We start from the raw sequence: 12,434 nt of genomic DNA on the forward strand, positions 1-12,434 counted from the left end.
GCGGCGGGCTCGATGGTTTGATGCATGCGTGTGCAATGGCTTCTGTCGATGACCCTGACTTCATGAATGCCGAGACTCCCGTGGACCGTTCCGTCAGCGCCGCGATGCTGACGCCCGCGCAGGCGCGCGAGCAGTTGCTCGCCGCCGCGCGTTCGTTCGCCGCGACCGAGACCGTCGATACGCTGGCGGCGAACCGGCGCGTGCTCGCGGCCGATGTGATATCGCCGCTCGACGTGCCGCCCGCCGATATCAGCGCGATGGACGGCTATGCCGTGCGAGCGGCCGACGTCGCCGAGGCGGGCGCGCGCGTGCGGATCTCGCAGCGGATCGCGGCCGGACAGCCGCCGCAGCCGCTCGAGCCCGGCACGGCCGCACGGATCTTCACGGGTGCGCAACTGCCCGCGGGCGCCGACACGATCGTGATTCAGGAAGACACGCAAACCGACGGCGCCTGGGTCACGTTCGCGGAACGTGCGCAGAGCGGGGCGAACATCAATCGGCAAGGCGCCGATATCCGCGCGGGCGCGGCGATTCTCACCACCGGGCACCGTCTCGACGCACAGGCGCTCGGTCTCGCCGCGTCGGTCGGCCGCGCGACGCTCACGGTCTACCGTCGGCCGAAAGTCGCGATCTTCTTCACCGGCGACGAACTCACGATGCCCGGCGAGCCGCTGCGGGCCGGTGCGATCTACAATTCGAGCCGCTTTACGCTGACGACGCTGTTGCGCAATCTCGGCTGCGAGGTCACCGACTTCGGCATCGTGCCCGACAAGCTCGACGCGACGCGCGCGGTGCTCCGCGAGGCCGCGCGGGGGCACGACCTCGTATTGACCTCGGGCGGCGTGTCGGTCGGCGAGGAGGACCACGTCAAGGCTGCCGTCGAGGCCGAGGGCCGGATCGATCTCTGGCGGATCGCGATGAAGCCCGGCAAGCCGCTCGCGTTCGGCGAGATCCAGGACCGTAGCGCGGCGCCCGTGTCCGGCGTCGAGGCCGTGAGCGAGGCGAGCGGCACGAACAGTACGAACAGTACGAACAGTACGAACAGTACGAACAGTACGAACAGTACGAACAGTACGAGCGGCACGAACCATGATGCGAGCGACGGGACGCGCGACGCCGAGGGGCGATCGGTCCATTTCATCGGCCTGCCCGGTAATCCGGTGTCGAGTTTCATCGGCTTCATCCTGTTCGTGCGGCCGTTTGTGCTCAAGCTGCAGGGCGCGGCGCAGCTCGAACCGCGCGGCGCGTGGATCCGCTGCAATGTTTCGCAAAAAAAGGCTGAACGGCGGCACGAGTATCTGCGCGCGCGTATCGGGGCCGACGGCGGGCTCGATCTGTTCGCGAACCAGAGTTCGGCGGTGCTGACCTCGACGGTCTGGGCCGATGGACTGATCGATAACCCGCCGAATCATCGAATCGAGGCCGGCGAGGTCGTCCGGTTTTTGCCGTTCGCGGAGCTCCTTTACTAGAGACCGGCGCGCGGCGAGCCGCCGCGCACGCATGACGATGCATATCCAGCTCAAATTCTTTGCCAGTGTGCGCGAGGCGCTCGGAACCAGCGACGAGCGCGTGGTCGTGCCCGACACGATCGCCACGGTCGGTGATGTTCGCGCATGGCTGCGTACGCGCGGTGAACCGTGGAGCGAGACGCTCGCCGAGGGCCGTGCGTTGCGCATGGCCTGCAATCACGTGATGACGGACGCGCAGACCCGAATCACCGAAGGCTGCGAGGTCGCGTTTTTTCCGCCCGTGACCGGCGGTTGAGCGCGATGTTCGGCGACACACGGAACCTGGCGCGCAGCGAGGCATCGAGATGACCGTACGCATCCAGACCGCCGAATTCGACCTTGGCGTCGAAACACAGGCATTACGCGGCGCGAACGCGGCCGTCGGCGCGCTCGTGAGCTTTGTCGGCACCGTGCGCGACATTCACGACGGCGAGCACGTGTCGCGGATGGAGCTCGAACATTACCCGGGCATGACCGAGACGTCGATCGAGACGATCGTCGAGGCCGCGCGCACGCGCTGGACGCTCATCGATGCGCTCGTGATCCATCGCGTCGGCGTATTGCTGCCGACCGACCCGATCGTGCTCGTGGCCGTGACGGCCTCGCATCGCGGCGAAGCGTTCGCGGCCTGCGAGTTCATCATCGATTATCTGAAGACCGCGGCGCCGTTCTGGAAAAAGGAAACGACGTCCGCCGGCGCACGCTGGGTCGATGCGCGCGAAACCGACGACGCTGCACTTGCCCGTTGGGGCGTCGTATCGATGAACGCGTCGCCGCCGCGGCCCTGATTGCCCGCACCGGGTGCGTCGGGCCAAACGATTTGAATCGATTCGAATCACCGATTGATGCGCAATGCGCATGACGCAATTAAGCTAATTGAAAACTTTTGATATTCATTTCTTCATGATTTGGGAAATGATGCCTTAATGCGTCTTAAGGTCTGAAAATAATCTGTGTCGACCATTCGGGAAAACCCTTATTCTGGGGTTTAGTGAAAATATTAGGTTAAGCATTCGCATATTTTTGTTTAGGCAGCGCAAAAACAAAATCCGCGTAATAATCCCGGCCTTAACTTTGACATGCTGCGTATGTAGTGCGACGAAGCCGCCGACCCGCGGTTTCGTGGCGCGCGCCCAGGCCACCAGCCGGCGTGCTATACGCGGAGCGATCGTCGTGCTGGGGGCGCGGCGATCCCATGTCGGAACCACGGTGATCCCGATGCGACTAACCGATTACACAGACTATTCGCTGCGCGTCCTTTTATATCTGACGGTTCGACGCGACCGTCTCGCAACCATCCAGGAAATCGCCGAGGCCTATGGCGTTTCCAAAAATCATTTAATGAAAATCGCCCAGCGCCTCGGCGAATTGGGCTGGATCGAAACCGTGCGCGGACGCAAGGGCGGTCTGCGCCTCGCGCCCGACTCGACGCATCTCACCATCGGCCGCATCGTGCGCGAAACCGAGTCGGATTTCGCGCTGGCGCCATGTTTCGCGCGGCATGGCTCGGATGCCGCCGCCGGCGATGTCGAGCAGACCTGCGTGATCGCGCCGTCGTGTCAGCTCAAGGACGTGTTCGCGCGTGCGCGGGACGCGTTTCTGCGCGAACTCGACAATCACACGCTCGCGCAGATTTCGGAGCCGTCGGCGGCCCTCTCGACGCTGCTCGGTATGACGCCGATCCGTGTGATCCGGCATACCGAGACGTCCGTCGCCGAAGCCGCGCTCGGATAGCGTCGGCGCTTCGATACGGGATCGAGCGGAACCCGGCGCGCGCGATCGTGCGCCGGGCCGCCGCGTCTCGGCCTTGTTCGTTCCCCGATTTTTTTACCGGTCATCGCTTGAAAAGCACTCCAAAACCCCTAATTTGATTGCAGTGATGAATCGGAGGGGTTCATGAGAATCGACAAACTGACGACCAAGTTTCAAGAAGCACTGCAGGACGCGCAAAGCCTTGCGGCGGGCCGCGATCACCCATACATCGAAGGCGCTCACGTGCTGTCCGCGCTCGTCGCGCAGACCGACGGGGCGGCGCGGTCGTTGCTCGCCCGTGCGGGCGTGCATGTTCAAGCGTTGCAGGCCGGACTCCAGGAAGCGCTCGCGCGCCTGCCCGAGGTCAAGGGCAACGACGGCAACGTCCAGGTGGGCCGCGAGCTCTCGGGTCTGCTGAATCAGGCCGACAAGGAAGCCCAGAAGGCCGGCGACAGCTATATCTCGAGCGAGATGTTCCTGCTCGCGCTCGCCGAGGACAAGGGCGAAACGGCCAAGCTCGCGCGTCAGCATGGTCTTGCGCGCAAGGCGCTCGAGGCGGCGATTCAAGCCGTGCGCGGCGGCCAGCCCGTCAACAGCCAGGACGCGGAAAGCAATCGCGAGGCGCTCAAGAAATACACGATCGATCTGACCGAGCGCGCGCGCGCGGGCAAGCTCGACCCCGTGATCGGACGCGACGACGAGATTCGCCGCTCGATCCAGATTCTCCAGCGCCGCACGAAGAACAATCCGGTGCTGATCGGCGAACCGGGCGTCGGCAAGACGGCGATCGTCGAAGGTCTCGCGCAGCGCATCGTCAACGGCGAAGTGCCCGAGACGCTCAAGAACAAGCGCGTGCTCTCGCTTGACATGGCGGCGCTGCTGGCGGGCGCGAAATTCCGCGGCGAATTCGAAGAGCGCCTGAAAGCCGTGCTCAACGACATCGCGAAGGACGAAGGGCAGACGATCGTCTTCATCGACGAAATTCACACGATGGTCGGCGCGGGCAAGGCCGAGGGCGCGCTCGACGCGGGCAATATGCTCAAGCCCGCGCTCGCGCGCGGCGAGCTTCACTGCGTCGGCGCGACGACCCTCGACGAATACCGCAAGTACATCGAAAAGGATGCCGCGCTCGAACGCCGCTTCCAGAAGGTGCTCGTCGACGAACCGTCGGTCGAGGCGACGATTGCGATCCTGCGTGGTCTGCAAGAGAAGTACGAGCTGCATCACGGTGTCGAGATCACCGATCCGGCGATCGTGGCGGCCGCCGAGCTCAGCAACCGGTACATCACCGACCGGTTCCTGCCGGACAAGGCGATCGACCTCATCGACGAAGCGGCCTCGAAGATCAAGATGGAAATCGACTCGAAGCCCGAGGCGATGGACAAGCTCGACCGGCGCTTGATTCAGCTCAAGATCGAGCGCGAGGCCGTCCGGAAGGAAACGGACGAAGCGTCGCAAAAGCGTCTGCAATTGATCGAGGACGAGATCGATCGGCTCGACCACGAGTACGCGGATCTCGAGGAGATCTGGACGGCCGAAAAGGCCGCCGTGCAGGGCAGCGCGGCGCTCAAGGAAGACATCGAGAAGGTTCGCGCGGAAATCGTGCGCCTGCAGCGCCAGGGCAAGCTCGAGCAGGTCGCCGAGCTCCAGTACGGCAAGCTGCCGCAACTCGAGGCGCGGCTCAAGGACGTCACGAACGCCGAAACGCAGGAGCAGCATTCGGCCAAGCCGCGTTTGCTGCGTACGCAGGTCGGCGCCGAGGAAATTGCCGAAGTCGTCTCGCGCGCCACGGGCATTCCGGTCGCGCGGATGATGCAGGGCGAGCGCGACAAGCTGCTCAAGATCGAAGAGCGGCTGCACGAGCGCGTGGTCGGTCAGGATGAGGCGATCACGGCCGTGGCCGATGCGATCCGTCGTTCGCGCGCGGGGCTGTCCGATCCGAACCGGCCGTATGGTTCGTTCCTGTTTCTCGGACCGACGGGCGTCGGCAAGACCGAGCTGTGCAAGGCGTTGGCGTCGTTCCTGTTCGACTCGGAAGAGCATCTGATCCGGATCGACATGAGCGAATTCATGGAGAAGCACAGCGTCGCGCGCTTGATCGGTGCGCCGCCGGGCTACGTGGGTTACGAGGAGGGCGGGTATCTGACCGAAGCCGTGCGTCGCAAGCCGTATAGCGTGATCCTGCTCGACGAAGTCGAGAAGGCGCACCCGGACGTCTTCAACGTGCTGCTGCAGGTGCTCGACGACGGACGCATGACGGACGGGCAGGGACGCACGGTCGACTTCAAGAACACGGTCATCGTGATGACGTCGAATATCGGCGCGCAGATGATTCAGTCGATGGTCGGCGAGCCGCAGAACGCGATTCGCGATGCGGTCTGGGAAGAGGTCAAGCAGCAGTTCCGGCCTGAATTCCTGAACCGTATCGACGAGGTTGTCGTGTTCCACGGGCTCGATCGCGCGAATATCGAATCGATCGCGTCGATTCAGCTCAAGCGGCTGGTCGAACGGCTCGCGAAGATGGACATGCAGCTCGATGTGTCGGAGTCGGCGCTTTCGCAGATCGCGCGTGTCGGATACGACCCGTTATTCGGGGCACGACCGCTCAAGCGCGCGATTCAGCAGGAGATCGAGAATCCGGTGGCGAAGTTGATTCTCGCCGGCAAATTCGGCCCGAAGGATGTGATTCCGGTCGATTATCACGAAGGCAAGTTCGCTTTCGAGCGCGTCGTGCATTGAGTGGATGTGTCGCGTTCGCGCGACGGGTATCGAAAGCCCCGGCATACCGCCGGGGCTTTTTTATTGGCGGATCCGCTTTACGCGCTCCCGTGATCGCGCTAAGCCGGGGTTTCCTCGAGCGCCGGATGGCACGCCATTGCACGACCGTGTGAGCCGTTGTAATGTGCGAGTCGCCCCCCGGCATCGATCTCGAACGTTTCCGAGCCGCCTCGAACCGAATCTCATCGCGTTCCGCCGATGTTTGCCGCGCTGCCTTACGACAACGACTTCTTCTTGCGCCGCGCGACGCCCGCGGACTTCGAGTTCGCGCATACGCTGACGCGCAGCAATATGCTCGGCTACTACAAGCGGCATGGACTCGTCTGGCGCAGCGACCTGTTTCTCGCCAGTTGGAATAGTTCGGAAAACTACGTGATCGAATGGGCCGGCATGGCGATCGGCGTGCTGCGGATCGACCAGGATGCCGATGCGCTCTATGTCCATGACATCCATATCGTCTCGACGCATCGCAATCGCGGCGCGGGCACCTTCGCCCTGCAGTCGGCCCACGACATCGCGCGCACGCGCCGTCGCCGCACGCTGATCCTGCGCGTCTTCGTCGACAACCCGGCGGCACGGCTCTACGAACGTCTCGGTTATCGTCCGATCAACGTGCGCACGTCCGCAGGTTCGATCCGCCAGATGACGCGCCCCGTCGATGAATAAATGAAGAATCGGCAAGAAATCCCAACATATGCACGGTTCGAGCGCGATCGGTAGCAATTCATACAAGGTGTTGCAGACGCGAATGGGCCGCGAACGCCGGAGCGGTCTGGATTGCGCGATGCGCCTTACCGAAAATGATATCAATACCCGGTTTTTCACTATTAGACGCCTATTGACGCGGGCCTTAGACTTGGCGCCAACGCACATGAGGACAATTATCAAAATGAGCGAGGCCGTGTCGGGGGACACGCATGACATTAACGGGCGCCGGATCGACGGCGTCGCGTCGGGCCATCGCCATTCTCCGTTCGACGCGCCTGAAGGCGTCGTCGAGCGTGCCCGCGGCGAGCGGACCTTGCCGGCCGCGGACGCATTTCAATGGCGTCCGAGCGCGCCTCAGCGCGATTTTTGATTGACGCCATGGCGTGCGCTACTCAGGGTTCATCGCGTTTAATGGCGCTGCCAGCGACGAAATCGAACTGCCTGAATGCCGCATCGTCCATGCATGATTTATTTAAATAGAAGATGGGGATGCGCTTGAATTGCCCGCGAGCAGAAACGCGAATCGGCCGAGTTCAATTCCGCCATCAAAACGAGTGACATGCGCGCCTGACCGGAGCGTGGATATCAAACCGCAGTTTTTCAACAAGACGCCTGCCTGGACTGCGGCCAGAACGGCACACATGCAGACATCAAAGGAGACACACCGATGAAACGCCTTTTCCTCAAGACCCTCGTTGCAGTCATGGCACTGCCGATGATCAGTCTCGCGCATGCCGATGATAAGGGGCTGGTTGCCGTGTCGATGCCGACGAAGTCGTCGGCGCGCTGGATCGCCGACGGCGATAACATGGTCAAGGCTCTGAAAGCGGAAGGCTACGCGACCGATCTGCAGTACGGCGACGACGACATTCCGAACCAGCTCGCGCAAATCGAGAACATGGTCACGAAGAAGCCGAAGGTGCTCGTGATCGCCGCGATCGACGGTACGACGCTGACCGACGTGCTCAAGAAGGCCCATGACGCCGGTGTCAAGGTCATCGCATACGACCGCCTGATCAAGAACTCGCCCGACGTCGACTACTACGCGACGTTCGACAACTTCAAGGTTGGCGTGCTGCAGGCGCAATCGATTGTCGACAAGCTCGGCCTCAAGGAAGGCAAGGGCCCGTTCAATATCGAACTGTTCGGCGGCTCGCCCGACGACAACAACGCCTACTTCTTCTATAACGGCGCGATGAGCGTGCTGGACCCGTATATCAAGAGCGGCAAGCTCGTGGTCCGCAGCAAGCAGTTCGGCATGGACAAGGTCGGCACGCTGCGTTGGGACGGCGCCGTTGCGCAAGCCCGTATGGACAACCTGCTGTCCGCTTACTACGGCAATGCGAAGCTCGACGCCGTGCTGAGCCCGTATGACGGCCTGAGCATCGGTATCCTGTCGTCGGTCAAGGGCGTCGGCTACTGCACGGCTCAACAACCGTGCCCGATCGTCAGCGGTCAAGATGCCGAAGTGCCGTCGGTCAAGTCGATCCTGCACGGCGAGCAATACTCGACGATCTTCAAGGACACGCGCAACCTGGCCAAGGTGACGGTCGCGATGATCGACGCGATGATGCAAGGCAAGCAGCCCGAGGTCAACGATACGAAGACGTATAACAACGGCGTGAAGATCGTGCCGTCGTATCTGCTCAGCCCGGTCCTGGTCGACGCATCGAACTGGAAGCCGGTGCTCGTCGACAGCGGTTACTACAAGGAATCGCAACTGAAGTAAATCGGCACCCGGGCCCGCTCGCCGAGACGTCAAGCGTTTTGGCGAGCGGGCCCGTTGACATACTCTGTAATCAGGAATCAGGAGACTGCATGGCGGACGAAACGATCCTGTCCATGCGCAACATCACCAAGACGTTTCCCGGTGTGAAAGCACTCGATAACGTCAATCTGGCGGTCAAGGCTGGAGAAATCCATGCCGTCGTCGGTGAGAACGGCGCGGGCAAGTCCACTCTCATGAAGGTGCTCAGCGGTGTGTATCCGCATGGCTCCTATGAGGGGGAAATCCATTTCGAAGGGCAACTGCAGCAGTTCGCGGACATCCGCGACAGCGAAGAACGCGGCATCATCATCATTCACCAGGAATTGGCGCTCGTGCCGATGCTCTCGATTACCGAGAACATTTTTCTGGGCAATGAACTCGCGCATGCAGGCGTCATCGACTGGCACGTCGCGCATCAGCGCACGCGCGAATTGTTGCGGCGCGTGGGTTTGAACGAGTCGCCCGATGCGACCGTCGGCAAGCTCGGCGTCGGCAAGCAGCAGCTCGTCGAAATCGCGAAGGCGCTGTCCAAACGCGTGAAGCTGCTGATCCTCGACGAACCGACGGCGAGTCTGAACGAGACCGACAGCGCGGCGCTGCTCAAGCTGCTGCTCGAACTTCAGGCGCAAGGCATCGCCTGCATTCTGATTTCGCACAAGCTCAACGAGATCACGCAGGTCGCGGATCAGATCACCGTGATTCGTGACGGCAGCACGATCGAAACGCTCGATTGCGCCTCGGGCGAAATCAGCGAGGATCGCATCATTCGCGGCATGGTCGGGCGCGATATGGAACATCGCTACCCGCAGCGCCAGCCGCAGATCGGCGAAGTGATCTTCGAAGTCCGCGACTGGCACGCATATCACGAACAGTACAGCGAGCGCGAAGTCATCAAGGGCATCAACTTCAATGTGCGCAAGGGGGAAGTCGTCGGCATCGCGGGCCTGATGGGCTCGGGCCGCACGGAGCTCGCGATGAGCATCTTCGGACGCGCGTACGGCCGGCGTATCAGCGGCGAGGTCCTGATCGACGGCAAGACGGTCGACGTGTCGACGATCGGCAAGGCCATCCAGCACGGCATCGCGTACGTGACCGAAGACCGGAAGGGAAGCGGTCTGGTTCTCGAGCAGGAAATCCGCAAGAACGTGACGCTGGCCAACCTGGCGGACGTGTCCGAGCGCGGTGTGATCGACGAGAACGCCGAGGCCAAGGTGGCGCGTCAGTATCGCGAATCGCTGCGCATCCGGAGTTCGGGTATCGAGCAACGCGTGGTCAATCTTTCGGGCGGCAACCAGCAGAAGGTCGTGCTGAGCAAATGGCTGTTCACGAAGCCGCGCTTGCTGATTCTCGATGAACCCACGCGCGGCATCGACGTCGGGGCCAAGTACGAGATCTACACGATCATCGACGAACTCGCGCGCAGGGGCGAAGGGATCCTGATGATTTCTTCCGAAATGCCCGAGTTGCTCGGCATGTGCGATCGGATCTACGTCATGAACGAAGGGCGTTTCGTTGCCGAACTCGATCGGAACGAGGCGAGTCAAGAGCGCATCATGCGCGCCATTGTGAGTGCCGGCCATGCGTGACATTTCTTCATCGAATCAAGGCCAATTAATGAAACTCGGCTTTCTCAAGACCAATCTGCGCGACTACGGCCTGCTGCTGTCGTTAGTCGTCATCATGGCGTTCTTCCAGTTCGAGACCGGCGGCGTGCTCATGCAGCCGCTGAACATCACGAATCTGGTGCTGCAAAACAGCTACATCGTCGTCATGGCGCTGGGCATGCTGCTCGTGATCGTGGCCGGTTATATCGATCTGTCGGTCGGGTCGGTCTGCGGGTTTATCGGCGGCCTGGCCGCCGTGCTCATCGTGCAGTACGACTGGCCCGTGATTCCGACGATCATCGTGTCGCTGTTGGTCGGTGCATTGATCGGCGCGATTCAAGGCTGGTTCGTCGCCTATGCGCGGATTCCGTCGTTCATCGTCACGCTGGCCGGGATGCTCGTGTTCAAGGGTCTCGCGCTCGCGCTGCTGCAGGGCCAGTCGGTCGGTCCGTTCCCGCTCAATTTCCAGCGGATCAGCACGGGCTTTCTGCCGGACCCGTTCGGAGGCACGACCTTCCGCGTGCTGTCCTTGATCGTGGGGTTGCTCCTCGCGCTGGGACTGGTGGCGGCCGACCTGCGCAAGCGCCGCAAGGCGCTCGCGCATGGCATGGACGTTGAGCCGGTCGCATTCTTTGCGCTGAAGAACGTGCTGTTCGCGGGGGCCGTCGCGTATCTGTGCTGGCTGCTTTCGACGTACAAGGGCTTGCCTGACGTGCTGATCCTGATGGCCGCGCTGATCCTGATTTATCAATTCGTCACGAATCGCACGACGATTGGTCGCCGGATCTACGCACTGGGCGGCAACGAGAAGGCGACGCGTCTGTCGGGCGTCAACACGCCGCGCCTGTCGTTCCTGACGTTCGTGAACATGGGCGTGCTCGCGGCGGTCGCGGGCCTCATTTTCGCGGCGCGTCTGAACACGGCGACGCCGAAGGCCGGCCTCGGCTTCGAACTCGACGTGATCGCGGCGTGCTTCATCGGCGGCGCCTCGGCGTCGGGCGGTGTGGGCAAGGTCGTGGGCGCGGTGATCGGCGCGTTCATCATGGGCGTGATGAACAACGGCATGTCGATCATGGGTATCGGCATCGACTATCAGCAGGTCATCAAGGGTATGGTCCTGCTGGCCGCGGTGTTTCTCGACGTCTACAACCGCAATCGCGCCTGACGAGGCGCGAAGGGGCGCGCGCCATGCGCGCCCGGCAACAAATCCGACAGACAACGGCCGACGTATCGGACGGCGTTGTCTGACGCGGGGTGCGCGCCCGTGATGCAGACGGGCGCGGCGAGCGGACAGTATGATCGTCTTCATCATTCTGTATCTCGCAAGGTGGTCTCATGCCCATGTCAGCGCACCCCTGCCTAGCCCATTCGGATATCGAAAATCCGACCGGCACCATGCGAAGCTCACGCCATGCCGACCGCGCTGCCGCGCCTTGGACGTCGCGATTCCGTGTCGCTCCGCCACGGCTCACGTGTTCATGACCGCGCCGGGAGCCTACGCGATGACTGATATGCCTGACTCGGCGTCGGATTCAACCGATGACGCGCGACAACCGGCGGGTGTCGTCGGGACCGACTTTGCTTTTGCCGTCTACACGCAACTCGCGCAGCTTCATCGTGACGTCGGCGCATTGTCGATGGGGCACACCAAGCTCGAAGCGCAGATCAAGGACGTCGAAGTCCGCGTCAACGACCGTACGCGCGAATCCGAGCTTCGACTCACGGAATTCATCCGCGAGTCGGAGATTCGCATGTCGGAATCGCGTCGTGAGTCGGAGATGCGAATCACCGAGTTTTGTCGCGGTTCCGAACAACGGATGACCGAGCGGATGGACAGGCTCGAGACGAACTTGTCGAATCGGATGACGGAGCTCGATACCCGGCTCTCAGGCAGCATGTGGGAGCTCGATACCCGGCTCTCGGGCAGCATGCGGGAGCTCGATACCCGGCTCTCGGGCAGCATGCGGGAGCTCGATACTCGGCTTACGAGCAGCGTGAAGGAGCTCGATACTCGGCTTACGAGCAGCATGAAGGAGCTCGATACCCAGCTCACGGGTCGCATGGTCGTCACGGAGGACGGGCTATCGAAACTCAAGGATGCCGTCAATCGCGTGCTGTGGACCGGGGGCGGCATCGCCATCGTGGTCGGGGCGCTTTTCGGCTGGAAGTCCGTCTGGCAATGGATCTCGACCGATTTCGGGGTATGACGCTCACGCCGGCTACGCGCGCAACGATACGGGCGAATGCGAGCCTGCGCCGAAGCGGCGCGAAATGGGGACAGCGGGGCGCGCACATCGGTCCGCACCCCGTGTGATC

At 62.3% G+C, this 12,434-nt stretch carries 10 protein-coding genes; all 10 read left to right on the top strand.

The genetic code is table 11. The features are described from left to right. Positions 1 to 104 precede the first annotated feature (104 nt). The 10 genes from D7S86_RS14280 (at position 105) to D7S86_RS14330 (ending at position 12,325) form a co-directional block, all read left to right on the top strand. Positions 105 to 1,469 (top strand): molybdopterin molybdotransferase MoeA, encoded by a 1,365-nt coding sequence (locus tag D7S86_RS14280; protein WP_121087586.1) that lies wholly within the window; start codon positions 105 to 107, stop codon positions 1,467 to 1,469. A gap of 37 nt (positions 1,470 to 1,506) precedes the next feature. Beyond that, positions 1,507 to 1,764 (top strand): molybdopterin converting factor subunit 1, encoded by a 258-nt coding sequence (gene moaD / locus D7S86_RS14285; protein ID WP_121087587.1) that lies wholly within the window; start codon positions 1,507 to 1,509, stop codon positions 1,762 to 1,764. 49 nt (positions 1,765 to 1,813) lie between these two features. After that, entirely contained in the window at positions 1,814 to 2,296 is a 483-nt protein-coding gene (locus D7S86_RS14290; RefSeq protein WP_121087491.1) for a molybdenum cofactor biosynthesis protein MoaE, read from the top strand. A gap of 430 nt (positions 2,297 to 2,726) precedes the next feature. Then, positions 2,727 to 3,242 (top strand): Rrf2 family transcriptional regulator, encoded by a 516-nt coding sequence (locus tag D7S86_RS14295; RefSeq protein ID WP_121087492.1) that lies wholly within the window; start codon positions 2,727 to 2,729, stop codon positions 3,240 to 3,242. Positions 3,243 to 3,404: 162 nt separating this feature from the next. Beyond that, positions 3,405 to 5,999 (top strand): ATP-dependent chaperone ClpB, encoded by a 2,595-nt coding sequence (gene clpB, locus D7S86_RS14300; RefSeq protein ID WP_121087493.1) that lies wholly within the window; start codon positions 3,405 to 3,407, stop codon positions 5,997 to 5,999. A gap of 237 nt (positions 6,000 to 6,236) precedes the next feature. Then, positions 6,237 to 6,704 carry a GNAT family N-acetyltransferase gene (locus tag D7S86_RS14305; RefSeq protein WP_121087494.1) on the top strand — a complete coding sequence of 156 codons (468 nt, stop codon included), beginning with the start codon at positions 6,237 to 6,239 and terminating at the stop codon, positions 6,702 to 6,704. A 709-nt stretch (positions 6,705 to 7,413) separates the two neighbouring features. After that, on the top strand, positions 7,414 to 8,475 hold the full coding sequence (gene chvE, locus D7S86_RS14315; protein WP_121087496.1) for a multiple monosaccharide ABC transporter substrate-binding protein: 1,062 nt from the start codon (positions 7,414 to 7,416) through the stop codon (positions 8,473 to 8,475). Positions 8,476 to 8,564: 89 nt separating this feature from the next. Then, the gene (gene mmsA, locus D7S86_RS14320) at positions 8,565 to 10,100 is read left to right on the top strand and encodes a multiple monosaccharide ABC transporter ATP-binding protein (RefSeq protein ID WP_121087497.1); all 1,536 of its coding nucleotides are present in this window, start codon (positions 8,565 to 8,567) and stop codon (positions 10,098 to 10,100) included. Between the two features lie 28 nt (positions 10,101 to 10,128). Further along, positions 10,129 to 11,283: a multiple monosaccharide ABC transporter permease gene (gene mmsB / locus D7S86_RS14325; RefSeq protein WP_121087498.1), complete on the top strand. Its 1,155-nt coding sequence runs from the start codon at positions 10,129 to 10,131 to the stop codon at positions 11,281 to 11,283. Positions 11,284 to 11,620: 337 nt separating this feature from the next. Continuing rightward, positions 11,621 to 12,325 (top strand): hypothetical protein, encoded by a 705-nt coding sequence (locus D7S86_RS14330; protein ID WP_147432330.1) that lies wholly within the window; start codon positions 11,621 to 11,623, stop codon positions 12,323 to 12,325. Positions 12,326 to 12,434: the final 109 nt, after the last annotated feature.

The sequence above is a fragment of the Pararobbsia silviterrae genome (assembly GCF_003628125.1).
In the GTDB taxonomy this organism is placed as follows: Bacteria; Pseudomonadota; Gammaproteobacteria; order Burkholderiales; family Burkholderiaceae; genus Pararobbsia; species Pararobbsia silviterrae.